The following is a 26,523-nucleotide window of genomic DNA, read 5'->3' as shown; positions in this document are numbered from 1 at the left end:
TTGGTCAGGGTGCTTAACCGGGCATTGCAGGCGGCCACGGATTGTCCGGATCGCGAGCCAGCGTCCGCCGCGCGAGCGGCGCGCCTTCCGTATGCGTCGGCCCGCTCGCGAGCACGCTCTGCAACGAGCGCACCGCCTCGACGTGGCCGCCGAGATCGCGGTACGTGTCGTACGTCATCGTGAATTCGATCGGCGCGACGAGCGCCGGTGTCGGCACCGTGCCGAACGAGCGGTCCGGCATGCGCGTCACGTCGACCATCACGGTGATGCCGCCGCCCGGCCACACATAAGCCGGCGCACCGCCGCACGTGACGTTGACGAGCTTGCGCTTGATCGCGCGCGTGAGCAGCACCGGATTCTCGGTCGCGCCGGCGCGCAGACTGCCGCCCGCGCCGCCGAGAAACAGCACCGTCGCGAGCGACGGCTCGCAGTTCTCGCCGATCCGCTCGACCGTGCGGCGCACCGCGTCGGGCATCGGCGCGATGCGCGGCACGAGCTGTGCGTCGAGTTCGTACCATTGCGCGTGTTCGCCGGTCGTCGAGACCATCAGCACGCGCATGCCCGGCTTCGCGACCGACGGATCGAATCCTTCGACGATCGCGAGCGGGTCCTGAATGTCGGTGCCCCCCCAACCGGTGCCAGGATTGGCAACCTGGAAATAGCGGCCCGGCGTCGATTTGCGGCCGCGTATCTTGAGTCCCGAGCGCGTCATGCCGAGGCAGCGGCCCGCCTGGTGCTCGGTCAGCACGCCCGTAATGTGATCGTCGACGACCACCACCTCATCGACGTGGCCGAACCATTGCTTCGCGAAGATACCGATCGTCGCGGAGCCGCAGCCGACGCGCATGCGCTGCTCCTCGACACCGTCGACGATCGGCGCGACGCCGGCGCGAATCACGAGACTCGCGCCGCCGTCGATACCAAGCTCGACCGCCTCCTTGTTGCCGAGCGCGAGCATCATGTCGCAGGTCACGCGGCCTTCTTTCTTGCTGCCGCCGGTCAGATGATGGACGCCGCCGAGGCTCAGCATCTGCGAGCCGTATTCGGCCGTGCTCACGTGACCGACGATCTCGCCGTCGCAGCGCACGTTGGCCTGTTCGGGGCCGAGAAAGCGGTCGGTGTCGATCTTCACCTTGAAGCTGCAATAGCTGAAGATGCCTTCGGTGACGACGGTGACCATGTCGACGTCGTCGAGCTTCGACGCGACGATGAACGGCGCGGGCTTGTAGTCGGGATAGGTCGAGGAGGCACCGACGCCGGTGACGAAGAGGGCCGGTTCGACGGTGCTTTGGTCGGCGGCGGGGGGTGCGCCGAATTCGATCGCCGCATTTGCCGGATCGGCGTCGGCATCGTTCGCACGCGACAGAAACACCACCGGATCGACGCGTATCAACCGCCCATCCGCATTCGCATAACGATCGCACGCGCCGGTGCGCCCTTCCGAGATCTGGCACAGCACCGGACACGCATTGCATTCGATCTTGTTCGAGGCCATGCGCTCGCTGCGCGGCGCCGACTTTTCGAGCACGGTTGGGCCCGGCGTCGACGCGGTATCGCGATCGACACTCTCTGCACCGAAATCGACCTTCGTATGTTCTGTCATCGTGGGGTTCCGTACGACATCACAGGCGCGACATGACTGGTGGTGCTGCGTGGTGCGCGAATCGTCCCGGTTTCAGGGCATTTCCGCGTGGGGCCGCCCATTTTCATGTTGCGGTCACTCACCGTTCATGTAGTATCTTCTACACCAAACTCGATTGAAATCTACTCGATCAAAATCGACTGTGCAACGTGTTTCCGTCACGCGGGATCATGGTGCAACGCGGCATCGGCATGCTGAGTCTGCGCGCCCGCCGTTCAAACCGACGCTGACAAAGAGATCCGAGACCGTCATGAGTCCCACCGCCGCCCGCAAGCCGGGCGCCATCGGTATCCGCGCGAAACAGGCGCAGGACACGCGCGCCAAGATCTTGAAGGCGGCCATCAGGGTGTTCGCGAAGCAGGGTTATGCAAGCGGCCGCATCGAAAGTATTTCGAAGGCCGCGCGTTCGCACGACCGGATGATCTATTACTACTTCGGCAGCAAGGAGCAGTTGTTCATCGAAGTGCTGGAGACGATCTACACGCAGTTCAACGAAGCGGAAAGCAAACTCGATCTCGATCTGCGCGATCCGGTGCATGGCCTCGAACAGATGGTCGAGTTCGTCTGGCAGTACTACCTCGATCACCCGGAGTTCGTGACGCTGCTGTCGAGCGAAAATCTGCACCAGGGCAAGCATGCGAAAAAATCGCAGAAGCTCAAGGAGATTTCGGGCTACGCGATTTCGGTCGTGCAGAGGCTATTGGAGGCGGGCCGCGCGCAGGACGTGTTTCGCGCCGATATCGCGGCGCGCGACGTGTATCTGATGATCGCGTCGCTCGGCTATTTCTATAACGCCAATCAGTACACGCTCGGCGCGTTTCTCGGCGAGCCGCTGATGGACAAGGCGGCGCTCGCGCATTGGCGCGAGGTGATCAAGGAGACGGTGTTGCGGGCGGTGTGCGTGCAGGTGCCGGTGAGCGTCGTAGCGACGACTACCGCATAAAAAAATATCGGCGCCCGCCGAATTCGCGAATGAACGCCGTGCGGATTCCTTCGATACCAATCCTGAACGGCGCGCATTCCTTCACAACGGTAACAGGCGTTTTCGTTTTGCGGCTTTCGTTTGCCGCGGTTTTCGTGGCTTGAGGCTTCACTGCGCTGACCTTCGTAACGTCCGGCTTTTGCACATCTGCGTTTTGAACGTTCGTTGCGGCTGCATTCTTCGCGTTCTTTTTTGTTGCTTTGATTCGCATTCTTTACATTGTGTTGCTCCGGCAATCGTTGCGGCGTGGTTCTGTTTTTTCCCCACGAATCGGCCCCATACTCATATTCGCCGTGATCTTTCGCGATCAATTGCACTTGCCTCTGTCGGCTCGATACGCGGATGCAGATCAAACTGACGTATATCTTAAAAATTGTGTGCAGCCAGATGATCTGGTGTAATCGTTGGTTCGTACAACCAATGAGGAAAAAAACAATGGTGTGGATTTACAAACATGCGAGCGGCGAGCTGTATCACGATGACAAATTCATTACCGATGACGGATATGCAGGCAAGGGCGTACACAAAAATAAACACGGTAGCCAGTATGTCCGCGACCTGGGACCGATCCCCGTCGGTCTGTATGAAATTACGGCACCGTTTCCGCACCCTAAAACTGGACCGTTCTCGATGCGGCTCAACCCTGTTGCGGGAACGAGTTTGGGCGGGCGCGACGGCTTCATGATCCACGGCGACAGCAAGACTGACCCCGGCAACGCATCAAATGGATGTATCGTTCTGCACTTGCCATACCGCAAGCAAATCTGGAACAGTGGCGACAGAACGCTTAGGGTGGCACATCCATGAAACGCACTCTTGTAGTCCTGCTGCTATCCCTTCCCGCGTTATGCCTCGCGGAATCTAAACCAGAACCCCAATGCGACAGGTGGCCGACCAACATAGCCGAGGGGAGACTAAAAAAGGCTGGCATGCTTGGCAGTATCGACTATACGAAAACCCAAGCCGTGCAACTGGCGTCCGAGAAAATAGGAAAAGATGAGGATGGCGAACAGTTGTGGCGTGAGGTCTATCACATCACCTTTCACGAAAAAAACGGAAACAAGGTCAAGGTGATTGCTGTGAACGACGCTGGCGAATTTGAATGCTCAATGAGTGCCGTAGAGGTTTTTGTCGTTTCGAAGCATTTGCTGTCAAGAGTCGAGGCTGACAGAATGTTCAAGCAGATAGAGTGAGGTCCTTTGAATCCATGAAACACGCTTTTGCAGTCCTGCTGCTATCCCTTCCCGCGCTATGCCTGGCGGAACCCGGACCATACCCGCCATGCGGCGACCGGTTTCCGGCCTATGTGGCCCAGATGGCGCTAAGAAAAACTGACATCCTCTCCCTGGATTTCGATGCTACGAAAACAAGGGCCGTGCGACTGGCGTCCGAGAAGATCGGTAAATATGAGGATGGCGAACCAATGTGGCGCGGGGTCTATCAGATTACCTTTGAGGAGCGAAACGGAAATAAGATCAAGCTGATTGCTGTGTACGAGATAGGCGAACTGGAGTGTACGATTAGTGACGAGCAGTTTCTTATCGTTTCGAAACAGTTGCAGCGTGGCGGCGGGGACACTCGGTACAGGCATATCGAGTGAACCGCGCCAGTTCAGACCCGGACCCGCATCGCGCGGGTCTTTTTTTGCCTGCGAGCGGCGCGTCATAAGGCCCCTACCTCGCTCTGTTTCAGTCATTACACCCCTTGCCCGCGCGGCCTGTACGTCTGGTTCGGGTCTGTCTGTAGGCTTCCACGAAATAGTCGCCAAGGCGGGAAATCGATCCGAAACGCTTCCGGCGCGAAAGCCCGTTGCGGGCCGCATGTAACCATCGCCCTCCCAGTCTTCGCACGCGTCGAGTACGGCCAGCTGCGTGGCGCGGAAGTGTCTGGCCGCCTCCCGCACGGTCAGATGCGAACGGATGGTTGGAGCTGATGGAGCCAGTACAGCCGGACTTGACGCAGCGGCTGCTGACGATCTTTTCGGTATCACCAGCGACGGGGATGCGACCATACGGAAACCGACCGCGTTGCAGGACTACGCGCGTAAAGCGCAGCGGGTGTGCGGCATCGATGGCAGCCGGAAATATTGAAAAAGAAGTCAGCCGTGCGTCGTTATACTCAGCTCTGCCCGTCAACTTTAAAAAATGGAGGTATGCGTGGGCGCTCTTTCCATATGGCACTGGATGGTGTTTGTTCTTGTTGTCGTCATCGCGGAGATTATCCCGCTATGGCTGATCCTGAAGAAGGCGGGATATGCGGGCGCCTGGTCGCTGCTCGCCTTCATTCCGGTGGTGAACGTCATTCTGCTGTGGTTCATTGCCCTGGCCCGCTGGCCTGCATTGAACGCAAGACAGTCCTGACCTGTCGCGGCCGGTCGGAATGGACGAACTGAAATGGCCGGCCGCTACCGCAACCCTTCCTACCGCTAGTACCTGCCGCAGGAACTGCTCGATGAACTGCGCGCGGTGTCGAAGGCGACCCACCGTCGGGTGCAGCAGATCGTGCGGGTGGCCGTGCAGCGTTTCCTGCGTGAGCTGCGGAGTCCGTCGTGAGCACGCCTGCCCTCACCTTCGACCTGATCCTACGCGATGCGCAGGGCCAGTTACGTGTGCTCAGTCTTTACGACTTCGCCGCCGCGGCCGCCGCATCATCCTCGCGAAACAGCTTGTCGGCCAGATGGAACGCGGAGTTGGCCGCCGGCACGCCGCAGTAAATCGCGGTCTGCAGCAGCACTTCCTTGATCTGCTCGCGCGTCACGCCGTTGTTCTTCGCGGCACGCAGGTGCAGCGCGAGTTCTTCGCTGCGATTCAACGCCACCATCATCGCGATCGTCAGCAGGCTACGCGTATGACGCGGCAGACCTTCACGCGTCCAGATCTCACCCCACGCATAGCGCGTGATCAGGTTCTGGAATTCCTCGGTCAGCTCGGTGCGGTTCGCGAGCGAACGGTCGACGTGCGCATTGCCCAGCACCGCGCGACGCACCTCCATACCGGCTTCGTAACGGTCTTCGTCGTTCATTTTGCCTCCGTCAGGAAGTCGAGCACGGTCTTCGTGAACTCACCGGCCTTTTCGATGTTGGAGATATGCGAGGCATTGAGTTCGACGTAGCGCGCGCCAGGAATCGACTGCGCAAGTTCGCGGCCTTGCGCGGCCGTGGCGGCCAGATCGTGCGTGCCGCTGATCACGAGCGTCGGCAGTTTGATGCCCGGCGTTTCGGGCCGCAGGTCGGCCGCGTCGATCGCGTCGCAGTTCGATGCGTAGCCTTCCTTGTCGGTATGCACGAACACGTCGCGGATCATCGCCAGCACGACCGGCTCGCGCTCGATGAAGTCTGCCGTGAACCAGCGCGGCAGCACCGCGTCGGCGAGCGCGAACATGCCTTCGCTGCGCGCCTTCGCGGCACGCGGCACCCACACTTCCGGCGAGCCGATGCGCGCGGCCGTGTTGCACAGCACGACGCGCTCGAAGCGGTCGCCGTGACGCGCGGCGAGTGCGACGCCGGTCAGGCCGCCCATCGATATGCCGCAGAAATTCGCGCGCGCGATCTTCAGCGTATCCATCAGCCCGAGCACGTCGCCGCTCAGCTGCTCGATCGTGTACGGACCCTTCGGCGCTTCCGAATGACCGTGGCCGCGCGTGTCGTAGCGCAGCACGCGGAAGTGCTTCGACAACGCCGCGACCTGCGGCGTCCACATGGACATATCGCAGCCGAGCGAATTCGACAGCACGAGCCACGGCGCGTGGCCGTGACGATCGCCGTCGATGCGATAGTGAAGCTCGGTGCCGTTGACTGCGGCGTAGGGCATGCCGGTTACTCCTTGGAATGGGCGCGCTGCGCGCGCGTGGTGTGAAGCGTCAGCGCGGCGTCGACATATGCGTGCGCCTGGCCGACGTATTGAGCGGGATCGAGCAGCTGCTTCAGGCGCTCGAACGAAAGATGTTCGGTGACGGCCGCGTCGGCGGCGAGCACGTCATACAGCGTCTTGCCGTCGCGGATCGCCGCCTTGGATGCGCGCTCGACCAGATGATGCGCGTCGAGCCGGCCGATGGAATCGCCGAGCGCGAGCATCACCGCTTCGCCGAGGATCAGGCCGTGCGTGACGTCGAGATTCGCGGCGAGGCGCGCTTCGTTGACGTTCAGACCCGCAGCGATCTGTTCGATGTTCGCGAGCGCGCCGCCCGCGAGGCGCGCGAGATCCGGCAGCGCGTCCCATTCGGCCTGCCAGCCGCCGAGCGCGCGTTCGTGCTCCTGCACCATGCCGGCGAACACAGTCGCCACGAGGCCGGGCGCGCGCGTCGCCGCCGTCAGTACCGCCGCGCAACCGACCGGGTTGCGTTTGTGCGGCATCGTCGACGATCCGCCCTTGCCGGCCGCGGCCGGTTCGGCGAGTTCGTCGATTTCGGTTTGCATCTGCAGCGACACGTCGCGCGCGATCTTGCCGAGCGTGCCGATCAGCATGCCGAACAGCGACGCCGTCTCGGCGATGCGATCGCGCTGCGTGTGCCACGGCAAGGTCGGTACCGCGAGGCCGAGTTCCTTGGCGAGCGACTGCGTGACCTGCGGCGCCGCCTCGCGCAGACTCGCGAGGGTGCCGGCCGCGCCGCCGAATTGCAGCACCAGCACACGTTCGCGCAACGCGTCGAGCCGCTCGCGATGACGCAACAGCGCGTCGAGCCATTGCGCGAACTTCAGACCCAGCGTGATCGGCAGCGCCTGTTGCAGCCACGTGCGGCCGATCATCGGTGTCGCGCGATGGGTGGCCGCGAGTTTCGCGACCGCGTCGCAGGTGGCTTGCAGGCCGCTGTCGAGCAGGTCGAAAGTGTCGCGCAGTTGCAGTACCGTCGCGGTGTCGATGATGTCCTGGCTCGTCGCGCCCCAATGCACGTATTTGCCAGCTTCGGCATCGGCGGCTTTGACGCGTGCAGTCAGTTGCTTGACGAGCGGAATCGCGAGGTTGCCGCCGAGCGCGGCGTCGCGTGCGAGCGCGTCGGCGTCGAGCTGGTCGGCCTGGCAGGCCGCTTTGATCGCGGGGACGGCGGATTCGGGAATGACTTTGTGCGCGGCAGAGGCACGCGCGAGCGCGGCTTCGACGTCGAGCATCCGCTGCAGCGTGGCACGCGGCGCCCAGATGTCGTTCATCGGCTGTGTGCCGCAAAGAAGGCCAGTCAGACGGGCGCTGGAGTCGAGCATGGTGACGACGATGTTTGAGGGAATCGGAAGCGAAGAAGCGGCACGGCGCGCGGCGGTTCGAAGCAGACGCCGTGGCGGAGCAAGCGCTCGTAGCGCGCTTGCTCCGCGCTCGTGCCGTGCGTATGCCGCAGTATGTGCTGCGTATTGTGCGCCAAACGTGGACAACCCGTCGCTGAAGTTGCCAGGCCAGCGCTGACGAGGAGTTCGCCCCGTCAGCGCTGGCCCGTTCGCGCAATGCTGCTTTCAGACGAGACGCCATCGACGCGGCCGCAAAGCAGACCGCCGCCGCGACGCCTCAGCCAACTATCAGGCCGCGCGCGCGGCCTGCGTGCCGTCGGTCATCGGCACACCGGTCAGCTTCAGCAGTTCGTCGAAGCCGATGTCCGTGAAAATCTCGCGCACGACGAGGCCTTCCTTCGTGACGTCGATCATTGCGAGGTCCGTATAGATACGGGTCACGCAACCGATACCGGTGACCGGGTACGAGCACTCGGCGGTGATCTTGCTCTCGCCCTGCTTGGTCAGATGGTCCATCATCACGTAGACCTGCTTCGCGCCGATCGCGAGGTCCATCGCGCCGCCGACCGCCGGAATCGCGTCGGGTGCGCCGGTGTGCCAGTTCGCGAGATCGCCCTTCGCCGACACCTGGAACGCGCCGAGCACGCAGAAGTCAAGATGGCCGCCCCGCATCATCGCGAACGAATCCGCGTGATGGAAGTAGGCGCCGCCCGTCAGCAGCGTGACGTGCTGCTTGCCGGCGTTGATCAGTTCGTCGTCTTCCTGGCCCTTCGCCGGTGCCGGGCCCATGCCGAGCAGACCGTTTTCGCTGTGCAGGAAAATTTCCTTGTCGGCGGCGAGGTGGTTCGCCACCAGCGTCGGCACGCCGATGCCGAGGTTCACGTAAGCGCCTTCAGGGATGTCCTGGGCAACGCGCTTGGCCATTTCATCGCGAGTCAGTTTCTTCATGTCGGTCTCCGGGTCAGGCAGCAGCGTCGTGAGGATTGGGCGTCGGGGCATGCGCCGCTTGCGGCACCGCGATCACGCGTTGCACGAAAATGCCGGGCGTGACGATTTCTTCCGGATCGAGGCCGCCGAGCGGCACCACTTCCGACACCTGCACGATCGCGGTCTTCGCTGCGCTCGCCATGATCGGCCCGAAGTTACGCGCGGTCTTGCGATAGATCAGGTTGCCCCAGCGATCGCCCTTGTACGCCTTGATCAGCGCGAAGTCCGCGTGCAGCGGCGCTTCGAGAACGTAGTGACGGCCGTCGATCAGACGGGTTTCCTTGCCTTCGGCGAGCTTGGTGCCGTACGCGGTCGGCGTGAAGAAGCCGCCGATGCCCGCTCCCGCGGCGCGGATGCGCTCGGCGAGGTTGCCTTGCGGCACGAGTTCGAGTTCGATTTCGCCGGCGCGATAGAGCGCGTCGAACACATACGAGTCGCTCTGGCGCGGGAACGAGCAGATGATCTTGCGCACGCGCTTGGCCTTCAGCAGCGCCGCGAGGCCGATATCGCCGTTACCTGCGTTGTTGTTGACGATGGTGAGATTGCGCGCGCCCTGCTCGATCAGCGCGTCGATCAACTCGGACGGCATGCCGGCCGTGCCGAAGCCGCCGATCATGACGGTCGCGCCGTCGTGGACATCGGCGACCGCCGATTGAAGTGTCTCGAAAATCTTGTTGATCATGTCGAATTTCCTTTGGGGGCGCTACGTGCCGCTGGGCTGACAGCCGTAACCGGCAAGGCTCGCGCGGAAACAGTCTCCGGGCATGCTGGCGACGGCTCGCGAGGGGGAGAGCGGGCTGGCGCCTTCGATTGCTTCGCCGCTGAATTGTTCGTTGCGTGAACATGGATTCGTTTAGCGAACGCTTCGGCGATTATGGTTGTCCTGTGGGCGGGTTGTCAAGGCAGGGAAACCCCCTTCATCATAGGTCGCCGCGCGCGGCGGCGAAGGTCCGGGATGCCCTCGTCCAGCGCTCGCCCTGCGCGCGAAAATGCCGGCCGCGCAAAATCCCACTATGCTTACGGGCGATTTTTCAACTAGGCTCTATAGCGATACGGCATAAGCATTCCCTTGCACCGCCCGCCCCGCGAGCCATAACAAGCATGTCCGAGACACATCTGGATCTGAACCTGATCCCCTATCTGGTCGCGATGGAAGACACGCGCAACGTGAGCCGCGCCGCCGAGCAGCTCGGTGTGAGCCAGCCGCGCGTGAGCACCGCGCTTGGGCGCCTGCGCGAATACTTCGACGATCCGCTGTTCGTGCGCACATCGAAAGGCATGGAGCCGACACCGCGCGCGCTCGCGATCCTGCCCGCCGCGCGCGACGCTTTGCTGCGCATCGAGAAAGGCATGCTCGACGTGCAGGATTTTGATCCGGCGACGAGCACGCACACGTTTTCGATCGCGCTGTCCGACGTCGGCGAAATCGTGTTTCTGCCGCGTCTTTTGCAGCTGTTCGCCGAGCGCGCGCCGTCCGCGAAACTGCGCTCGGTCACGCTGTCGCCGTCGCAAGTGGAACGCGGGCTCGAATCGGGCGATGTCGACCTCGCCGTCGGCTATTTTCCGGACCTGGCGGGCAACAACTTCTTTCAGCAGCGGCTCTTCACGCATCGCTTCATCTGCCTGATGCGCAGCGGACATCCGCTGTCGAAGGGGCCGCTCACGCTCGAGCAATACGTGGCGTCAGGGCATGCGGTCGTGCGCGCCGAGGGACGCAGCCAGGAAGTGCTCGAGCAGTACCTCGAAAAGAAGCGCATCAAGCGACGCGCGGTGCTCGAAACGCCGCACTTCATGAGCCTGCCTTTCATCCTCGCGCGCACCGACCTGCTCGCGACCGTGCCGCACGCGATCGGCTTCGCGTACGTGTCGGAGCATGCGTCGATCATGCTCGTCGAGCCGCCGCTGCCGCTGCCGCGCTTCGACCTGCGGCAGCACTGGCATCGCAAGTTTCATAACGATCCGCGCGGCAGTTGGCTGCGCGGCGTGGTCGCCGAGCTGTTCAACGATGCGATGGACGAATGGCCGAAGTAGCCGTGCGCAGCACGCCCGCGACTGCCCCGGCCGCGAAAGGGGCATCGGCACCTTCGGCGCAAAACATGGAACAATGACCTCAGTTACTGACCCCGCGCGTCGCGCAGCGTCGACGCGCGATCCAGGAGGACGACGCATGACCAGCAGCAAGGCAAAGAACACCAAACCCGTAGCGGCCGCCGAACGCCCGAGCCGCGAAGAAGCTGAGGCAGCCGTGCGCGTGCTGCTGCGCTGGGCCGGCGACGATCCGCAGCGCGAAGGCCTGATCGACACGCCGGCACGCGTGACGCGCGCTTACGACGAGTTTTTCGTCGGCTACCAGGTCGATCCGCGCGACATCCTCGCGCGTACCTTCTCCGAAGTGGACGGCTACGACGAAATGATCGTGCTGAAGGACATCCGCTTCGAAAGCTATTGCGAGCACCATATGGTGCCGATCATCGGACGCGCGCACGTCGCGTATCTGCCGAACCATCGCGTGGTCGGCATTTCGAAGCTCGCGCGCCTCGTCGATGCGTTCGCGAAACGGCTGCAGATCCAGGAAAAGATGACGGTGCAGATCGCCGATACGCTGAACGACGTGCTGCAGCCGGCCGGCGTGGGCGTGATTCTCGAAGCCGCGCATCAGTGCATGTCGACGCGTGGCGTGCACAAGGCGGGCGTCACGATGGTCACGTCGCGCATGCTCGGCACGTTCCGCACCGATCCGTCGACACGGCGGGAGTTTCTGGCGATCGTCGGGAATCCGGGCGTGGTGGCAGTGCCGAATGCCTGATGAGGTGGACCCGGGGGCTGCTCGTGGTTCGTTGACGATGCAGCCCCCGCCCCTGCGAATCCAGCGTGCGCGCCCGCGCGCACTCTCTTCAAGCGCGCCGGCCACGTTGCGGTGGGCACGCGGGGTTGACAGTTAGTTGCGTATTGACGATTGAGGCCGATGGTCGATACCGGCCGTCCACGCATGCCAGCCCAACAGCAGCAACAGGAGCGCCTCAATTGGTCGAGTTTCCGTTGTCGGCGGTTTCAACCTGGGGCTGCGCTATCGTGTTCGTCAACGTCCTGCTGACGCGCCTCGGCGTACCGATTCCGGCCGTGCCGATGCTGCTGTTCGCGGGCTCGGCGATCGCTGCGGGCACCCTGGCGTTCTGGCCGACCCTCGGCGCGGCGGTGCTGGGCGCATTGATCGGCGACGGCACCTGGTTCGCGGCGGGCCGTCTGTATGGACGCAAACTGCTCGCGTGGCTCGGCCGCTTGTCGCCCGCCGTCGATACGAGGCTGGAAACCGCGCGCGCGCTATTCGAACGCTATGGCGTGCCGCTCGTGTCGATTTCGAAGTTCGTGCCCGGCCTCGGCCTGATCACGCCGCCGCTGATGGGTACGACCGCCGTCGACATCCGCATCTACGCACTATGGGATCTGGCGAGCGTGATCGCGTGGGCGACGTTCTGGCTGCTCGGCGGCGCGGCCGTGGAACGCGAGGTGCATATGCTGCGCGCGTTCGTCGAGCAGCGCGGCGGCACGATCGCCGACATTCTTCTTGCGGTGGCGCTCGTCTATCTGCTCTACCGGCTGTATCTGCGATATTACGAACGGCGCCGGTTCACGCGAGCCACGTCGGCCCAAGCCGAGCCGATGCTGGCCGCGCCGACGCAGGCCTCATCGGCGAGTGCCGCCGCGTCGAGCATGCCGTGGCGCTGGCGGTGCTCCGGCCGCCTGCGCCGCATGGCGCCGTCCCGCGTGCTCGATGCGCGGCCCGGCGCTCCGCTGCTCGATCTGCGACGCCAGATTCCCGACGCGCGCGCGCTCGATCCGCATTCGCCTGAGCAGATCGACGGCGCGCTGCGCACGCACGACATGGTCATCTATTGCATCTGCCCGGACAGCGCGACCGCGCTCGAAGTCTCGCAACATATGCGCAGCAATGGCTACACGCGGATTCGCGCACTGCGCGGCGGGCTCGATGCATGGCAGCGGCGTGGCTTCCCGGTGGGCTTGCTGGCTTACGCGGATGGTTCGGCCGCCGATCGGCCGCGCTCGGCGTTGCGGGACGAAACACCAGCGGCGGTGACGTTGCGCGGCTTCGCGCCGCGCAGTGCGGAGCGCGCCTGAATTGCGCTGCGTCGCGACAATCTGGGCCGGGAAGGCGCTCACGCTCACGCGAACGAACACCTGGCGTTAAGGCGCCGCCCCCGTGCGCGAGACCCCCTGCGTCGCCGAATACTCGTCCCACTGCGCCGACCGGGTGCGATTGCGCCCTTCGTTCTTCGCCACATACAACTGTCCATCAGCGGCCGCCATCAGCTCGAGTCCGTTCGCGACATCCGTGGCGCTCGGCAGCGCCGTTGCGCAGCCGACGCTCACCGTCACCGCCTCCGGTGCATCGTGTCCGCGCACGATGACCTGGTTTTCCACCTTGCGACGAATCTGCTCCGCGACCGCGAACGCGCCCTGCGCGGTCGTATCCGGCAGCACCACCGCGAACTCTTCGCCGCCGTAGCGCGCGACCAGATCGGCCGAGCGCCGCGCCACGGACGCGATGCAATCAGCCACCGCGACCAATACCTCGTCGCCGCTCTCATGGCCGTAGGTATCGTTGAAACGCTTGAAGTGATCGATATCGATGAACAGCACCGACAACGGCTTGTTCTCGCGTCGCGCCCGCTTCCATTCGTCGTCGAGCCGCTTGTCGAGCACGCGGCGATTGCTGAGCCCGGTCAGCGGATCGGTCGCGGCAAGACGCAGCAGCGCGGCCTGCGCGCGCTGTTTGTCGCGCAGCGCGAACGCGAGCAGCCACGACACGAGCACGAACACCGAGCCGAACGAGATGGTCAGCGCAGCGGCCACGTGGCTGCGACGCTGCCACGGCGCGAGCACGTCATCGACAGCGGGCGCGACGGCCACGATCAGCGGCGTGCCCGGTACGTGCGTGTAGGTGAAGATGCGACGCACACCGTCGACCCGCGAGACCGATACGTAGCTGCCGGAGTCGTGCACCGTCATCGGTGCGAAGGTCGGCGACTTGGCGACGCTGGTGCCGATAGCGCGCGCGTCGATCGGCTTGCGCGCGAGCAGCGTGCCGTCCGCCATCACGATGAAAACCGAGCCCTGCTCGCCGGTGTCGATCCGGTCCAGCAGGTGCTGGAAGTACTCGATGCGGATCGCGAGCAGCGCGATGCCGGCGAAGCGGCCTTGCGCATCGTCGATGCGCCGCGTCAGCGCGATCGACAGCTTGCCGCCACGCAGCCGCGACATGAACGGATGCGAGAAATACAGGCCCGCCGCCGGATTGCGCTGATGCACCTGAAAGTATTCGCGATCGTCGAGATGGACGGTGGTGTTGGCGTCGGCGTACTGCGCGGCGGCCACTTCACCGTCGGCGCCGACTATATACGCGCCGCCGAGAAACGCGGCGGTGGTCGCGCGATCGAACAGCATCGCCTGGCGCACCGGGACCGGCAGCGTCCAGGTGAGCGGATCGCCTGCGGCATCCACCATCGATTGCAGCGACAGACTATAAATTTCGACGTTGCGCGCGAGATCGGCGGAAATGATCGACACGAGGTTTTGCGACGTCTGGCGCGCATGATCGAGCATTTCGCGGCGGCCTTCGCCGACCTCCACCGCCGTCAGGATCGACATCGCCAACGCGACGAGCGTGCCGGCGATGCCGGCCACCCACGGGCGGTTGCCCACATAGCGGGTCATCCCGGCTCGAACGGCGCGCAACGTCAGGCGCAGCCGATGACGCAGCGAAAGCCCATGCGGTGCCACGCTCCTCGCCTCCTTCGCGGACTATTCTTTCGGGCCGCAGCGCGGTGCGCCGTGCATTTTGGGCTGCGGATCCTCCGCGCTAGCGAGGACCGAACGCGCTCTCTCAGCCCAGTAGCTCCGACGCCGCGCGCAAGCGGCGTTTGCGTTTCCTGTCGAGCCAACCCAACGCGGCTTCGATGTGGTCCGCGTCGGCAAACGATGCGGCATTGTCGCGCAACAGCGTTTCGCTCGCGACGGTATCGTTGAGCATGCCGAAGCGCTTCTGGATTTTTTTCAGGCGCTTGAGCGTGCGCTTATGGCTGGTTTTAAGCACCGGCCCGAAAAACTCGAACAGATAGCGCAGTTTCTTGCCCGCTTTTCTGACATCGTGAAAGGCTGCGTAATTCGAGCGTTTCGCATGGCGCGCGCGTTTGATGCGCTTTTTCAATGAGCGCTCCGACGCCCCTATGCGTCGAGCGGCAAATTTGCGCAGCGCAATAGCCGAATCGTGCGTGGCGTGCAGTTGCGCGGAAGTGGTGGCCAACGCATCGCGCAGCAGGTGTTTGACGTCGGCGTTCAACAACGTCTCGCGGCTGGTCGCCAGTGTGTCGCGGCGCGCCTGCTCGAGCTTCGGCATCAATGCTTGCGCGCCGCTGTCTTGCTGCTTCAGCAACGCGATCAGGATGTCCCAATCGCGCGTTTTACCCGCCGCGGTGGCGAGAAACTTGTAGACCGCGCGTTGCCGGGAATTTTCGCCCTTGTCGAGCAGCGGTGCGAAAGCCCACCATAACGAACGCAAACGCCGCAGTGAAACGCGCAGTTTGTGCAGCGCTTCGGGTGACGCGTCGCCATGCACCCCTTTGGCGAGCCGGATCGCCTCATCGACGAGGGGCGCTGCATAGGAAGTGAAGGCTCGCTGTGCCGGTTCGTCCTCTACCGGCTCGTTGACTGTCTCGCTGTCTTGCTTCATCGACGCTCCCGGGAAACATGACCTTACTTCCAGCGTAGCAAAAATGATGCTCAGGAGGATCGCGGCGCGTGTCAGCCGGCTCTTCCCTCACGCATTGGCGCGTCGCGCCGGCAGCGTCTATCCTCGACCGATAGGATCGCGCGTTGCACGGTTCGGCGAGTGCTCCGGCGACGATGCAGTGTGCAGTGCGGCAAATGCCGCAAACAGACCTTAGGAGGATGTATGCGAATACTCGTTGTCGGTGCGACCGGCCTGCTCGGTTCGCACATCGTGAGGCTGCTCGCCACGGAGCATGACGTGGTCGGCGCGAGCCGCAAAGGCTCCGAACTGCACGTCGACCTGTCGGACAAACGCAGCATCGAAGCGATGTATGCGCAAGCCGGCAGCTTCGACGCGATCATCTGCGCGGCCGGCTCTGCGAAATTCGCGCCGCTCGCGGCGCTTGGCGACGAAGACTTTTCTTTTAGTCTTGCCAATAAACTGATGGGGCAGGTCAATCTGGTGCGCTGCGGCGTGGACCATGTGTCGCAAGGCGGCTCGTTCACACTGACGAGCGGCGTGCTCGCGCAACAGCCGATGGAAGGCAGCGCCGCGGTCAGCATCGTCAATGCGGGTGTCGAAGCGTTCGCGCGCTCGGCCGCGCTCGAGTTGCGAGGCAAGGCCCGCGTCAATGTGGTGAGCCCGGGGTGGGTCGCCGAAACGCTCGAATCGATGGGCCGCGATCCGTCGCAAGGGGTACCGGCGGAAATCGTCGCGCAAGCTTATAAACGCACCCTCGGTGGCAGCGCAAGCGGCGAAGTAGTCAGCGCATCGTAAGCGCAACCGAAGCCCGCTCGCCGCTCGTGCTCTTGCTTAGTTCGGTTCGGACATCTTGCTATTCCCGTCCGCCAGCCCGCGTAGTATTTACCGGCGTGAGCGGCGTAGCATAGGCGCGCCGCGCCTGCTTTTCCCGCCTCCCAATGCCGTCACGTAGTTGTCATCGTTGCGACACACAGTGAAAGCAGCATCAAGAACTCTGCGACCACTTTTTGGGGCTCACGTCATGCCGGAACTTTCGTATCCGCAACCAGGCGCCGCCAGCGGCAAAGGCCGTAACGCGGGCCTGGTTATTTTCGTTGCCCTGCTCATCGCGGGCGTCGTGTACTGCGGCGTTCATCTGATAGACGATCTGCAGCCCGTACGCGAAAGCTCGGTACTGCCGTATCTGCTGCTCGGTGTCGCGCTGCTGATCGCGCTCGGCTTCGAGTTCGTCAATGGCTTTCACGATACGGCCAACGCGGTCGCCACCGTCATCTACACTCACTCGCTGACGCCGAATATCGCGGTGGTCTGGTCCGGCACGTGGAATTTTCTGGGCGTGCTGACGTCGAGCGGAGCGGTCGCCTTCGGCGTGCTGCAACTGCTGCCCGTCGAGTTGATTCTGCAGGTTGGCAGCAGCGCCGGCTTCGCGATGGTATTCGCGCTGCTGATCGCCGCGATCATCTGGAATCTGGGCACGTGGTCTTTGGGCCTGCCGTCTTCGAGTTCGCACACGCTGATCGGCTCGATCATCGGCGTAGGTCTGATGAATCAGATGCTGCATGGTGCGAACGGCACCAGTGGCGTGGACTGGAATCAGGCGCTCGGCGTCGGCAAGTCGCTGCTGTTTTCGCCGATCGTGGGCTTTCTGCTTGCGGGCCTGCTGCTGCTGATCCTGAAGGCCGTCGTGCGCGTGCCCGCGCTGTATGCCGAGCCGAAGGGCAAGGAGCCGCCGCCGTTCTGGATTCGCTGCCTGCTGATTCTGACCTGCACGGGCGTGTCGTTCGCGCATGGCTCGAACGACGGCCAGAAAGGCATGGGGCTGATCATGCTGATCCTGATCGGTACCGTGCCCACCGCCTACGCGCTGAACAAGGCGGTCACGCCGGCGCAAACGCAGAACTTCGTCGCGGTCGCGCATCAAACCGCGGCGACGCTGTCGCGCTACACGCAGGGCGCGGCGCCTTCCGCGGATCCGCGCGCCGACGTCGAGGCCTTCGTGCGCACCCGTCAGCTGACGCCCGCCACGCTGCCGGCGCTGCAGCAGCTGACCGAGCAGATCGGTCGCCAGGTCGCCGAGTCGGGCTCGATGGCCGCGGTGCCGCAAGGCATCGTCGATAACGTGCGCAACAACATGTATGTCACCTCCGAGGCGATCCGTCTGATGCAGAAGGCCAATCAGCCGCAGTTCTCGCCCGAAGACGCGAAGGTCATCGCCAACTTCAGAACGCAGATCGACCACGCGACCAAGTTCATTCCGCCGTGGGTCAAGGTGGCGGTCGCGATCGCGCTGGGTCTCGGCACGATGGTCGGCTGGAAGCGCATCGTCGTTACGGTGGGCGAGAAGATCGGCAAACAGCATCTGACGTACGGCCAGGGCGCGTCGGCTGAACTCGTCGCGATGGTCACGATCGGTGCCGCCGACGTCTACGGTCTGCCGGTGTCGACGACCCATGTGCTCTCTTCCGGCGTGGCCGGCACGATGGCGGCCAACGGCTCGGGTCTGCAATGGGCCACGGTGCGCAGTCTGATCCTCGCATGGGTGCTGACGTTGCCCGCGTCGATCGCGCTCGCGGGCGGGCTGTTCTGGGCGTTCCGTTCGGTGTTCTGAGTTCGCCGATCTGGCGGGGCGAAGCACGAAGAAAAGCGCGGTACGCTGATATACGTACCGCGCTTTTTCGTTGGCCGGCTATTTCATACGATCCGCTGTTAATACAGCTCAGGCACGATCATCGACTGAGGCACCGGCTGACGGCTATAGTCTTCGTGATAGACACGCGACGGCAAGTCGATCTGCGGATGCTCGATCTCGTGATACGGCACCTGGCTCAGCAGATGCTGAATGCAGTTCAGGCGCGCGCGTTTCTTGTCGACGGCCTGCACGACCCACCACGGCGCCTCGGGGATATGCGAGCGCTGCAGCATCACCTCCTTCGCCAGCGTATAGGCTTCCCAGCGGCGCCGGCTTTCGAGATCCATCGGACTCAGCTTCCACTGCTTGAGCGGATCGTGAATGCGGTTCTGGAAGCGGATTTCCTGCTCTTCGTCGGTGATCGAAAACCAGTACTTGAGGATCTGCACGCCGCTGCGCGCCAGCATCTTTTCGAACTCCGGCACCGAGCGGAAAAACTCTTCGTATTCCTCGTCGGTGCAGAAGTTCATCACGCGCTCGACGCCCGCGCGGTTGTACCAGCTGCGATCGAATAGCACCATCTCGCCGCCCGCCGGCAGGTGCGATACATAGCGCTGGAAATACCATTGCGTGCGCTCGCGATTGTTCGGCGCGGGCAATGCGGCCACGCGGCACACGCGCGGATTGAGGCGCTGCGTGATGCGCTTGATCGCGCCGCCCTTGCCGGCCGCGTCGCGCCCCTCGAAGATCACGACGAGCCGGTGCCCGGTCGCGACGATCCAGTCCTGCAGCTTGACCAGTTCTCCCTGCAGCCGGAACAGTTCGCGGAAGTACTGCTTGCGCGCCTCGCGATGCTCGGGCGTCAAGCCGGCCGGGCCGTCGATGATGCGGTCGTCGACCTCCATTTCGAGTTCTTCGTCGTAGGCATCGATGAGGTCTTCCTCGAAACGGCGTTGCCGCTCCGCCATCAGTTCGATATCGGGTCTCGGGTCCGGCTCTTTCATTGCGGCTCTCCTCGCAACAGGAATGGGATGGCGCGCGGCGGCTAGCGCGACGCGGTCGCGTTCGATTATCGAAGCGCGAGGTGTCAGCCGTGTTACCGCGTGGGCGGCCGCTGCATATGCGTGATAACCCCATGATAGCGAGTTTTGCCCCGACTTCCGCCGCTAGGGCAGTGGCTGCGCGAAGCTCAGTTCGTGGCCGTCCGGATCGGTGATATGAAAATAGCGCTCGCCCCACGGCGCATCCGACGGCGCGAACGTCGGCTGCAAGCCTGCCGCCACCGCCCTGGCATGGAACGCGTCGACGTCCGACACGTAGATGATCACGCGCCCCCACCAGTTGACCGGCGCGCGCGCATCAGCGATCAGGTTCAAATACGAACTGCCGAACGCGAACGACGTGAAGGCCTCGCGCGGACCGCCGAACTTGATCGGGAAGCCGAGCGCTTCGTAGAACGCGACGGCGCGCTGCATGTCGCTGGTGGCGAGCGTGATCGCACAGAGCGACTCGATGCGTGGACCCGGCTGCGGGGATTGCGGCGCTGAAGCGTTAGATGCGGACATGAACAGGGTCTCCGTGGCGCGAGCGAGCGGCGAGCGACGGCCCGCCCGGGAAAGTGTCTCACGGGCAGTGGCCACCGGTCTGGCGGCGCGGCCGGGACACCGCCCACGCCCCGCGATGCACTTGAAAACTCGCGCAGCGTCCCGCATCTCGGAGCCCGTCTATCCGGAGCATCGTTATGGGAAGCCGCCCACGCTTCATCGATGACCTGTCGAGCGCCGCATCCGACGCCCCCGGGCCCCAATCCACCGACCTTTTGACCCACGACGACGACGCGCTGCTCGACGCCTACTCCCGCACCGTGATCGGTGCACTGGAGCGCGTGCAGCAGGCGGTCGCGTTTATCGCCGTCGAACGCCGGCTGCCCGGCGAAGCGTCCACGCATGGGCGCGGCGCGCGCGGCGGCACCGGCTCGGGCTTCCTGTTCACGCCCGACGGCTACCTGCTGACCAATAGCCACGTCGTGCATGGCGCGACGCATATCCAGGTGACGCTGGCCGACGGCGCGAAGTTCGACGCCGATCTGGTCGGCGACGATCCCGGCAGCGATCTCGCGGTGCTGCGCATCGGTTCGCCGGAACCGCTGCCGCATGTCGAACTCGGCGAATCATCGAAGCTGCGCGTCGGGCAGATCGCCATTGCGGTCGGCAACCCGCTCGGGCTGCAACAGACCGTGACGACCGGCGTCGTTTCGGCGCTCGGCCGGTCGCTGCGCTCGAACTCCGGCCGCATGATCTACGACGTGATCCAGACCGACGCGGCATTGAATCCGGGCAACTCGGGCGGACCGCTGATCAATTCGGCGGGTCAGGTGATCGGCGTGAATACCGCGATCATTCCTGGCGCACAGGCCATCTGTTTTGCGACGGCGATCGATACCGCGAAGTGGGTCATCATGCAGATCTTCGCGCACGGTCGCGTGCGACGCGCGTATATCGGCGTGGCCGGCACGACGACGCCGCTGTCGCGCCGCGTGCAGCGCTACTTCGGGCTCGGCACGCAAAGCGGCGTGCGCGTGATGGAGATCGTCAAAGGCAGTCCGGCGGCGCTCGGCGGCTTGCGCACCGACGACACGATCGTCGCGATCGACGCGCAGCCGGTGCAGGATGTGGATGCACTGCAACGCACGCTCGATGCTTCGCGTATCGACAAGCCGGTCAACGTGGCGGTGTTGCGCGGCGCGCAGCGGGTGGAGTTGACGGTGACGCCGGTGGAGCAGGCAGGGTGATGGGGGGATTGCCGGGGGACTGCGGGGTGGACAGTCAGGCGCCACCCTACCGCAAACCCTACATTAGACTCTACAAGAAATAATTAAAATCCTTATAAATCAATTTATTGAACGATATAATCAACAACATCTAACTCTACATTAAACCCTACAATCCGCGATGACGACCGTCGTATCGTTCGAACCCTTGTTTCCTGAGGACCGTGTATTGGATCCGCTGATCGAGCGCACGACCGAACTCGTCGACTCATCGCAAAAGCTCCTTGCCGTAAGCGGGACGCCATTTGCCGCGGCGCTCGTCCCGCAATTGCGTGCGATGAATTCGTACTACACAAATAAGATCGAAGGCCAGCACACCACGCCCGCCAGGATCGAGGCCGCTCTCAAGCGCGACTATTCAGCTGACGTCGCCGAGCGCAAAAAGCAGCGCCTTGCGATGGCGCATATTGCAACGGAATCCTCGCTCGAAGAAGAGTGGGATTTGCTTGCGACGCCCGCCCTGTTCGAGCCCGCACGACTTACGGCCATTCATGAGCGATTTTTTTCCTATTTGCCGGTCGCTGAGAGATTTACCAGCGAGGGCGAACCAATCGTGCCGGGCGAACTTCGCAGATCGGACGTCACCGTGGGCCGGCATCTCGCGCCAGAACCTGAAATGATCGCGCCATTGCTCGATGCATGGGCCAAGCGATATGCGCGCCTACGGATCAAGGACCATCAGTTGATCGGCATCGCCTGCTCGCATCATCGGTTGGCATGGACTCACCCGTTCGCAGACGGCAATGGCCGGGTGGCACGTCTGCATTCACATCTCGCTTTACGATCGGCCGACTTGACGCATGGCCTATGGTCTCCGCTTCGCGGTCTCGCACGCGAACATGAGCTGTACTACGCAAGATTGAGCGAAGCCGACCAGACGCGCCGCAATGACCTTGATGGCCGAGGCAATCTATCCCAGGAAGGCCTGGTGCGTTTCGCGCGGTTCTTTCTCGATTGCTGCCTGGACCAGGTAAGCTTTATGGTTCGCATGACCGAGTTCGATGGCATTGCAGATCGCCTGCTCGATCTATTGCGCTACCTCGATTCGAATCCGTGGATGATCGGCTCCGAAAAATCGGTGATCAAACCGGAGGCCTCGGCACTGGCGATGGAGTTTGTGGCGACGCGGCGTGCAGTCAGCCGCGCCGAATTCAATCAGATACTTGGCGTTACTGATGTTCTGGCTCGCCGGATTACGCGCTCTCTACTTGATATTGGACTGCTCGACTCGCCTTCCCATCGCGGCAATCTCTCGTTCGGTCTCCCATTGAAGAGTCTTCGATTTCTATTCCCGAGACTATGGCCCGAAGTCGATCAGGACTAGGCTGATCGTCGAAGAGAATGGCTGCAACCGACTCTCCTCCCTACCGAACCACCCGCGTCACCCCTCGCCCACGCGGATCGGCCGCCGCCTCCGGCTCGTCCCCATCGATCCTGATCACCTGAACATCGCCGGTGAATTGCTGCCCTTCCAGCTTGTAGCCCTTCGCCTCGAGCTGCTGGGCGAGTTCGCCCTCGATCGGCTTGTACGGCTCCGAATAGATCGTATTCGGCGGCAATAGCTGGTGATGGAAACGCATCGCGGCGAGCGCATCCGGCAACGGCATGTCGAAGTCGTAGATGTCGGTGATCACCTGGAAGATCGTCGTGAAGATGCGCGATCCGCCCGGCGTGCCGATCACGAGCGCGACCTTGCCGTCCTTCGTCAGAATCGTCGGCGCCATCGACGACAACGGGCGCTTCTTCGGCTCGATCGCATTCACGTCGCTGCCGACCACATCGAACATGTTGGCGGCGCCCGGCTTCGCGGAGAAGTCGTCCATCTCGTCGTTCAGCGCGATGCCTGCCCGATCCACCACGACGCCCGAGCCGAACGCGCCGTTCAGCGTGTACGTGTTCGACACCGCGTTGCCCCATTTGTCGACCACCGAAAAATGCGTGGTCTCCGCCTTCTCCGGCATCGAGGTCCCGAGCCCCGGCTGAATGCTCTTCGTGTCCGACGGCATATTCGGATCGACCTCGGCCGCGCGCTTGGCCAGATACGGGTCGTCGATCAGTTGCGCGACCGGCACCTTGTAGAAATCCGGGTCGCCGAGATACTGCGCGCGGTCCGCGAACACGCGCTTCTCGAGCTCCGCGATCAGATGCACGTATTGCACGGAATTGAGCGGCACATTCTTGAACTCGGGCGCGATATCGGCCTTCATCTTCAGCAGTTGCACGAGCCCGACGCCGCCCGAACTCGGCGGCGGCGCGGTGATCACGCGGTAGCCGTTCCAGTTCGCCTGCACCGGCTCGCGCCAAACCGCCTTGTACTGCGCGAGATCGGCCTTCGTAATCAGGCCGTGGCCGCGCATTGAAGCGGCGATCAGATCCGCAGTCTTGCCCGTGTAGAAATCTTTCGCGCCCTGATCGGAAATACGCTGCAGGACCGCGGCAAGGTCAGGCTGCCTGAAGGTGACGCCCTGCTTCAGATTGCCGAAGTAGGTGTCGAAATTGGTCCTGCCCGCGAAGTTCTTCGCCGCATCGTCGCGCCGCTTCTGCAGTTGCGGGGCGACCACGAAGCCGTCGCGCGCATAGTGAATAGCCGGCGCGAGCACCTGCTGCCATTTCAGCTTGCCGAAACGGCGCTGCGCTTGCCACATGCCGTCGACGGTGCCTGGCACGCCCACCGCGCGATAGCCGACCAGGCTCATGCCTTTGATGATCTCGCCCTTGTCGTCGAGATACATGTTCTTCGTCGCGGCGAGCGGCGCGCGCTCGCGATAGTCGAGGAAATACGGCTTGTTGTCGACGTACAGCGTCATGAACCCGCCCCCGCCGATGTTGCCCGCATCCGGGAACGTGACCGCGAGGGTGAAGGCGATCGCGGCGGCCGCATCGACCGCATTGCCGCCTTCGTTGAAGATCTGCTCGGCGGCATCGGCGCTGTATGAGTCCGGCACCGCAATCGCCGAACCGGCAAGCACGGCCGGTTGCGTCTTCGCGGGCGCTTTCGCGACAGCAGGCGCCGCCTCGAGAAACCCGGTTGAAACGCAGAGGATTGCGATCAGGGCAAGACCGCTGATCGAAGCACTGGTTGAAGCTTTGACGTTGCGAAACAACTTCATGACCTCCTCATCGACGACGACATCCGCATGATGGCTTACGCGCGCCCGCGACGGCCGCGCGAGATCTCATCGCCCGCGTCTCGCGGCAGCCGCCGCGTAATCGGAATCGACAGGCACGAGAACAGACCGACGACGAGAAACGCCGGCCAGAAATCGGAGAACACGATGTTCGGATGCCCTTGCACACGATGCGAAATCTGCAGCACGATGCCCGAGATCGTCACGCCGAGGCCGAGCGACATCTGCTGGATGACGCTCGCGACACTCGTCGCGCGGCCCACGTCGCTGCCCGGAATATCGGCATAGGCCAGCGTATTGAGCGACGTGAATTGCAGAGAAGGAAAGAAGCCGCCCACCAGCACGATGCACCAGATCACCCAATGCGGCGTGCCGGGAAAGAACAACCCGTACACGGCGATCGCGAGACCCGCGCACGCGGCGTTGACCATCAGCACGGTACGAAAGCCGAAGCGTTCGAGAATGCGCGACGCCACCGTCTTCATGAAAATCGAACCGAACGCGGATGCGCACGTGATCGCGCCGGCTCTGAACGCGGTCATGCCGAGCCCTTCCTGCAACGCGAGCGGCAACAGGAACGGCACGGCGCCAAGACCGATCCGAAACAGCGAACCGCCGATCACGCTCGCATGAAAACTTGGAATGCGCAGCAAGCGCAGATCGAGCACCGGCAGCGCGACGCGGCTCGCATACAGCACATAAAGCAGCAGCAACACGATGCCGGTCACGCACATGCCGACCGATAGTCCCGTCGACACCAGTTCGCCGCCGACCAGCGAGAGCCCGAGCATGAACAGCGAAGCCCCGCTAGCCGACAGCACGAAGCCGAGCCAGTCGAGCCGGCCCGGATGCGGCTCGCGCGTATTGGCGATGTATTTGTTGGTGAGCCAGATGCCGAGCAGGCCGATCGGCACGTTGATCACGAAGATCAGACGCCAGTGCAGATAGGTCGTGATAAAGCCGCCGAGCGGCGGCCCGACCACCGGACCGAGCAACGCCGGCACCGTCAGATAGTTCATCGCGCGAATGAACTCCGACTTCGGCAGCGACCGGAAGATGATGATGCGGCCCACCGGCACCATCAGCGCGCCGCCGATGCCCTGCACGAAGCGCGCGAGCACGAAGGTATCGAGCGAAGTGGAGGCCGCGCACAACAGCGAGCCCGCCAGGAAGATGCCGATCGCGGTCCGGAACACGGTGCGCGAACCGAAGCGGTCGGCGACCCAGCCGCAGATCGGGATAAAGACGCCAAGGCCGATCACATACGCGGTGACCGCAAGCTTCAGCGTGATCGGATCATGACCGAGGTCGCGTGCCAGAACCGGCAGCGACGTCACGATGACCGTGCCGTCCACGTTTTCCATGAACATCGCGCACGCGACGATCAGCGGAACGATGAAAGCGCCTAAAGCGAGCAGCATTGTCATGGCGACGGGCGGCCAGCCATCAATGGAAAGCGTCGATTATGGCATCGCGGCGACAACAAATGTTGTCGCGCGAGGGGATTTTGCCGGGTGCCATCGCGCGCTGCCGTGCATCTTCGCGCGCGGCACGGACGCCTCAGCGCGATGCGCTGACGAGCGGCTGCAACTGCGGCAGGATCTCGTTGGCGGCGCGCGCGACGTCGTTCGGGAAGTCGATCTCGATCCACGGCGCGCCGGTCACGTCGGCCGTGTCGAACAGCTGGCTGCGCTCGAGCAGCAGGTCACGCACCGCCTCTTCGTGCGGCATGTTCGCGCGGCCGCTGTCGATATAGCCCGCGACGATCTGCGTGAAGCGTCGCGCGGTTTCCTCGCGGAAGCGGAAGAATCCGACCGACTCGCCGATCGTGTCGTACTCCAGATTGACCGCGAGCTGCTTGCGCAACTCGACCGGCACGCCGTCCTTCAGGCACAGCTTGACGGGCTCGTCGCCCGCTTCGAAATCGCGGTCGATCAGCAGACGGTTCACCGACTCGCCCGCCACCAGCGCGCTCAGGATGCGCTCGTCGTACAGCACGTCGGCGTCCATCAGCAGCACGTCGCCGCCGCGCGTCAACGCGTCGGCAACGGTATGCACGGTCAGCACGCTGCCAAGATCGAAGCGCGGATTGAGCACGGTCTCGACCTTGTGCGGCCAGTCGATGCGCGCGAGTTCCGCCTGCACGGATTCCGGCTGGAAACCGAGCGCCAGCACGACGTCGGTCACGCCAGCGGTTTTGAGCATCTGCAGATGCCGTTCGAGCAGGCTCATGCCGTCGAACTGCAACAGGCATTTCGGAAACTGGGCTTGCGGCGGCTGCTGGAGACGCAGGCCGAGGCCCGCTGCGAGAATGATTGCGCGCATGCGCGGTCCTTTGAAAAAA

At 63.5% G+C, this 26,523-nt stretch carries 26 protein-coding genes; 12 read left to right on the top strand and 14 right to left on the bottom strand.

Features of this window, described 5'->3' with window-relative positions:
- Positions 1–13: 13 nt before the first annotated feature.
- Entirely contained in the window at positions 14–1,603 is a 1,590-nt protein-coding gene (locus tag OKW37_RS26800) for a 6-hydroxynicotinate reductase (RefSeq protein WP_429402723.1), read from the bottom strand.
- A gap of 289 nt (positions 1,604–1,892) precedes the next feature.
- Here OKW37_RS26800 and OKW37_RS26795 point away from each other — a divergent pair, with 289 nt between their 5' ends.
- Positions 1,893–2,585: a TetR family transcriptional regulator gene (locus OKW37_RS26795; protein ID WP_184063388.1), complete on the top strand. Its 693-nt coding sequence runs from the start codon at positions 1,893–1,895 to the stop codon at positions 2,583–2,585.
- Here the strand turns inward: OKW37_RS26795 and OKW37_RS26790 are convergent.
- A complete protein-coding gene (locus OKW37_RS26790) occupies positions 2,575–2,835 on the bottom strand; it encodes a hypothetical protein (protein WP_429402722.1) in 261 nt (86 codons plus the stop codon). The two genes, OKW37_RS26795 and OKW37_RS26790, sit on opposite strands and share 11 nt — an antisense overlap.
- Before the next feature lie 131 nt (positions 2,836–2,966).
- On the opposite strand from OKW37_RS26790, the gene OKW37_RS26785 reads away from it, so the two are divergent.
- The 4 genes from OKW37_RS26785 (at position 2,967) to OKW37_RS26770 (ending at position 4,984) form a co-directional block, all read left to right on the top strand.
- Positions 2,967–3,431, top strand: a complete 465-nt coding sequence (locus OKW37_RS26785; RefSeq protein ID WP_429402721.1) for a tlde1 domain-containing protein — start codon at positions 2,967–2,969, stop codon at positions 3,429–3,431.
- Positions 3,428–3,817: a hypothetical protein gene (locus OKW37_RS26780; RefSeq protein WP_184063385.1), complete on the top strand. Its 390-nt coding sequence runs from the start codon at positions 3,428–3,430 to the stop codon at positions 3,815–3,817. Before OKW37_RS26785 ends, OKW37_RS26780 begins: the two co-directional genes overlap by 4 nt.
- 14 nt (positions 3,818–3,831) lie before the next feature.
- Positions 3,832–4,224 carry a hypothetical protein gene (locus tag OKW37_RS26775; protein ID WP_184063218.1) on the top strand — a complete coding sequence of 131 codons (393 nt, stop codon included), beginning with the start codon at positions 3,832–3,834 and terminating at the stop codon, positions 4,222–4,224.
- Positions 4,225–4,780: 556 nt separating this feature from the next.
- Positions 4,781–4,984 carry a hypothetical protein gene (locus OKW37_RS26770; RefSeq protein WP_429402720.1) on the top strand — a complete coding sequence of 68 codons (204 nt, stop codon included), beginning with the start codon at positions 4,781–4,783 and terminating at the stop codon, positions 4,982–4,984.
- Between the two features lie 259 nt (positions 4,985–5,243).
- Here OKW37_RS26770 and pcaC read toward each other — a convergent pair whose 3' ends face one another.
- From pcaC to OKW37_RS26745, 5 genes are all read right to left on the bottom strand, one after another.
- Entirely contained in the window at positions 5,244–5,645 is a 402-nt protein-coding gene (gene pcaC, locus OKW37_RS26765; RefSeq protein WP_187619599.1) for a 4-carboxymuconolactone decarboxylase, read from the bottom strand.
- Positions 5,642–6,433: a 3-oxoadipate enol-lactonase gene (gene pcaD / locus OKW37_RS26760; RefSeq protein WP_090807263.1), complete on the bottom strand. Its 792-nt coding sequence runs from the start codon at positions 6,431–6,433 to the stop codon at positions 5,642–5,644. Before pcaD ends, pcaC begins: the two co-directional genes overlap by 4 nt.
- Before the next feature lie 5 nt (positions 6,434–6,438).
- A complete protein-coding gene (locus OKW37_RS26755) occupies positions 6,439–7,818 on the bottom strand; it encodes a 3-carboxy-cis,cis-muconate cycloisomerase (protein ID WP_429402719.1) in 1,380 nt (459 codons plus the stop codon).
- A gap of 306 nt (positions 7,819–8,124) precedes the next feature.
- Positions 8,125–8,784: a 3-oxoacid CoA-transferase subunit B gene (locus OKW37_RS26750; protein ID WP_184063370.1), complete on the bottom strand. Its 660-nt coding sequence runs from the start codon at positions 8,782–8,784 to the stop codon at positions 8,125–8,127.
- 13 nt (positions 8,785–8,797) lie between these two features.
- Positions 8,798–9,505, bottom strand: coding sequence for a 3-oxoacid CoA-transferase subunit A (locus OKW37_RS26745; protein WP_429402718.1), 708 nt, complete (start codon positions 9,503–9,505; stop codon positions 8,798–8,800).
- Between the two features lie 419 nt (positions 9,506–9,924).
- Here OKW37_RS26745 and OKW37_RS26740 point away from each other — a divergent pair, with 419 nt between their 5' ends.
- The 3 genes from OKW37_RS26740 (at position 9,925) to OKW37_RS26730 (ending at position 12,960) form a co-directional block, all read left to right on the top strand.
- Positions 9,925–10,854 (top strand): LysR family transcriptional regulator, encoded by a 930-nt coding sequence (locus tag OKW37_RS26740; protein ID WP_090807267.1) that lies wholly within the window; start codon positions 9,925–9,927, stop codon positions 10,852–10,854.
- Positions 10,855–10,990: 136 nt separating this feature from the next.
- Positions 10,991–11,629, top strand: a complete 639-nt coding sequence (folE, locus tag OKW37_RS26735) for a GTP cyclohydrolase I FolE (RefSeq protein WP_429402717.1) — start codon at positions 10,991–10,993, stop codon at positions 11,627–11,629.
- Positions 11,630–11,847: 218 nt separating this feature from the next.
- Positions 11,848–12,960 (top strand): VTT domain-containing protein, encoded by a 1,113-nt coding sequence (locus OKW37_RS26730; protein WP_429402716.1) that lies wholly within the window; start codon positions 11,848–11,850, stop codon positions 12,958–12,960.
- A 66-nt stretch (positions 12,961–13,026) separates the two neighbouring features.
- Here OKW37_RS26730 and OKW37_RS26725 read toward each other — a convergent pair whose 3' ends face one another.
- Together OKW37_RS26725 and OKW37_RS26720 are read right to left on the bottom strand one after the other, a co-directional pair.
- Positions 13,027–14,622, bottom strand: a complete 1,596-nt coding sequence (locus OKW37_RS26725; protein WP_429402715.1) for a diguanylate cyclase — start codon at positions 14,620–14,622, stop codon at positions 13,027–13,029.
- Between the two features lie 103 nt (positions 14,623–14,725).
- Positions 14,726–15,571 (bottom strand): CHAD domain-containing protein, encoded by an 846-nt coding sequence (locus OKW37_RS26720; RefSeq protein ID WP_429402714.1) that lies wholly within the window; start codon positions 15,569–15,571, stop codon positions 14,726–14,728.
- Positions 15,572–15,793: 222 nt separating this feature from the next.
- Between OKW37_RS26720 and OKW37_RS26715 the strand changes: the two genes are divergently transcribed.
- Together OKW37_RS26715 and OKW37_RS26710 are read left to right on the top strand one after the other, a co-directional pair.
- Positions 15,794–16,387, top strand: a complete 594-nt coding sequence (locus OKW37_RS26715) for a short chain dehydrogenase (protein ID WP_090807273.1) — start codon at positions 15,794–15,796, stop codon at positions 16,385–16,387.
- A gap of 226 nt (positions 16,388–16,613) precedes the next feature.
- Positions 16,614–18,200, top strand: a complete 1,587-nt coding sequence (locus OKW37_RS26710; protein WP_429402713.1) for an inorganic phosphate transporter — start codon at positions 16,614–16,616, stop codon at positions 18,198–18,200.
- 98 nt (positions 18,201–18,298) lie between these two features.
- On the opposite strand, the gene ppk2 is transcribed toward OKW37_RS26710, so the two are convergent.
- Positions 18,299–19,225: a polyphosphate kinase 2 gene (ppk2, locus tag OKW37_RS26705; protein WP_184063337.1), complete on the bottom strand. Its 927-nt coding sequence runs from the start codon at positions 19,223–19,225 to the stop codon at positions 18,299–18,301.
- Positions 19,226–19,387: 162 nt separating this feature from the next.
- The gene (locus tag OKW37_RS26700) at positions 19,388–19,786 is read right to left on the bottom strand and encodes a VOC family protein (protein WP_184063334.1); all 399 of its coding nucleotides are present in this window, start codon (positions 19,784–19,786) and stop codon (positions 19,388–19,390) included.
- A gap of 176 nt (positions 19,787–19,962) precedes the next feature.
- On the opposite strand from OKW37_RS26700, the gene OKW37_RS26695 reads away from it, so the two are divergent.
- Together OKW37_RS26695 and OKW37_RS26690 are read left to right on the top strand one after the other, a co-directional pair.
- Positions 19,963–21,012, top strand: coding sequence for a S1C family serine protease (locus tag OKW37_RS26695; RefSeq protein WP_429402712.1), 1,050 nt, complete (start codon positions 19,963–19,965; stop codon positions 21,010–21,012).
- Positions 21,013–21,220: 208 nt separating this feature from the next.
- Complete coding sequence (locus tag OKW37_RS26690) at positions 21,221–22,375, top strand: Fic family protein (RefSeq protein WP_429353072.1); 1,155 nt, start codon at positions 21,221–21,223, stop codon at positions 22,373–22,375.
- A 40-nt stretch (positions 22,376–22,415) separates the two neighbouring features.
- Here OKW37_RS26690 and ggt read toward each other — a convergent pair whose 3' ends face one another.
- The 3 genes from ggt to OKW37_RS26675 all read right to left on the bottom strand — a co-directional run bounded on the left by ggt (position 22,416) and on the right by OKW37_RS26675 (position 26,504).
- A complete protein-coding gene (gene ggt, locus OKW37_RS26685; protein ID WP_429402709.1) occupies positions 22,416–24,161 on the bottom strand; it encodes a gamma-glutamyltransferase in 1,746 nt (581 codons plus the stop codon).
- A gap of 35 nt (positions 24,162–24,196) precedes the next feature.
- Complete coding sequence (locus OKW37_RS26680; RefSeq protein ID WP_429404294.1) at positions 24,197–25,600, bottom strand: MFS transporter; 1,404 nt, start codon at positions 25,598–25,600, stop codon at positions 24,197–24,199.
- Between the two features lie 139 nt (positions 25,601–25,739).
- Positions 25,740–26,504: an NTP transferase domain-containing protein gene (locus tag OKW37_RS26675; RefSeq protein ID WP_429402708.1), complete on the bottom strand. Its 765-nt coding sequence runs from the start codon at positions 26,502–26,504 to the stop codon at positions 25,740–25,742.
- Positions 26,505–26,523: the final 19 nt, after the last annotated feature.

The sequence above is a fragment of the Paraburkholderia sp. MM5482-R2 genome, from assembly GCF_050436125.1.
GTDB classification, from domain to species: domain Bacteria; phylum Pseudomonadota; class Gammaproteobacteria; order Burkholderiales; family Burkholderiaceae; genus Paraburkholderia; species Paraburkholderia tuberum.
Note: the sequence above shows the minus strand (reverse complement) of the source record. Positions and strands in the feature narration are given on the sequence as shown.

What these genes read in the sequence shown, in the direction of transcription:
- OKW37_RS26800 (WP_429402723.1), bottom strand. Translation starts at nt 1,603, where the DNA reads ATGACAGAACATACGAAGGTCGATTTCGGTGCAGAGAGTGTCGATCGC.
- OKW37_RS26795 (WP_184063388.1), top strand. Translation starts at nt 1,893, where the DNA reads ATGAGTCCCACCGCCGCCCGCAAGCCGGGCGCCATCGGTATCCGCGCG.
- OKW37_RS26790 (WP_429402722.1), bottom strand. Translation starts at nt 2,835, where the DNA reads ATGCGAATCAAAGCAACAAAAAAGAACGCGAAGAATGCAGCCGCAACG.
- OKW37_RS26785 (WP_429402721.1), top strand. Translation starts at nt 2,967, where the DNA reads ATGCAGATCAAACTGACGTATATCTTAAAAATTGTGTGCAGCCAGATG.
- OKW37_RS26780 (WP_184063385.1), top strand. Translation starts at nt 3,428, where the DNA reads ATGAAACGCACTCTTGTAGTCCTGCTGCTATCCCTTCCCGCGTTATGC.
- OKW37_RS26775 (WP_184063218.1), top strand. Translation starts at nt 3,832, where the DNA reads ATGAAACACGCTTTTGCAGTCCTGCTGCTATCCCTTCCCGCGCTATGC.
- pcaC (WP_187619599.1), bottom strand. Translation starts at nt 5,645, where the DNA reads ATGAACGACGAAGACCGTTACGAAGCCGGTATGGAGGTGCGTCGCGCG.
- pcaD (WP_090807263.1), bottom strand. Translation starts at nt 6,433, where the DNA reads ATGCCCTACGCCGCAGTCAACGGCACCGAGCTTCACTATCGCATCGAC.
- OKW37_RS26755 (WP_429402719.1), bottom strand. Translation starts at nt 7,818, where the DNA reads ATGCTCGACTCCAGCGCCCGTCTGACTGGCCTTCTTTGCGGCACACAG.
- OKW37_RS26750 (WP_184063370.1), bottom strand. Translation starts at nt 8,784, where the DNA reads ATGAAGAAACTGACTCGCGATGAAATGGCCAAGCGCGTTGCCCAGGAC.
- OKW37_RS26745 (WP_429402718.1), bottom strand. Translation starts at nt 9,505, where the DNA reads ATGATCAACAAGATTTTCGAGACACTTCAATCGGCGGTCGCCGATGTC.
- OKW37_RS26740 (WP_090807267.1), top strand. Translation starts at nt 9,925, where the DNA reads ATGTCCGAGACACATCTGGATCTGAACCTGATCCCCTATCTGGTCGCG.
- folE (WP_429402717.1), top strand. Translation starts at nt 10,991, where the DNA reads ATGACCAGCAGCAAGGCAAAGAACACCAAACCCGTAGCGGCCGCCGAA.
- OKW37_RS26720 (WP_429402714.1), bottom strand. Translation starts at nt 15,571, where the DNA reads ATGAAGCAAGACAGCGAGACAGTCAACGAGCCGGTAGAGGACGAACCG.
- OKW37_RS26715 (WP_090807273.1), top strand. Translation starts at nt 15,794, where the DNA reads ATGCGAATACTCGTTGTCGGTGCGACCGGCCTGCTCGGTTCGCACATC.
- OKW37_RS26710 (WP_429402713.1), top strand. Translation starts at nt 16,614, where the DNA reads ATGCCGGAACTTTCGTATCCGCAACCAGGCGCCGCCAGCGGCAAAGGC.
- ppk2 (WP_184063337.1), bottom strand. Translation starts at nt 19,225, where the DNA reads ATGAAAGAGCCGGACCCGAGACCCGATATCGAACTGATGGCGGAGCGG.
- OKW37_RS26700 (WP_184063334.1), bottom strand. Translation starts at nt 19,786, where the DNA reads ATGTCCGCATCTAACGCTTCAGCGCCGCAATCCCCGCAGCCGGGTCCA.
- OKW37_RS26695 (WP_429402712.1), top strand. Translation starts at nt 19,963, where the DNA reads ATGGGAAGCCGCCCACGCTTCATCGATGACCTGTCGAGCGCCGCATCC.
- ggt (WP_429402709.1), bottom strand. Translation starts at nt 24,161, where the DNA reads ATGAAGTTGTTTCGCAACGTCAAAGCTTCAACCAGTGCTTCGATCAGC.
- OKW37_RS26680 (WP_429404294.1), bottom strand. Translation starts at nt 25,600, where the DNA reads ATGCTGCTCGCTTTAGGCGCTTTCATCGTTCCGCTGATCGTCGCGTGC.
- OKW37_RS26675 (WP_429402708.1), bottom strand. Translation starts at nt 26,504, where the DNA reads ATGCGCGCAATCATTCTCGCAGCGGGCCTCGGCCTGCGTCTCCAGCAG.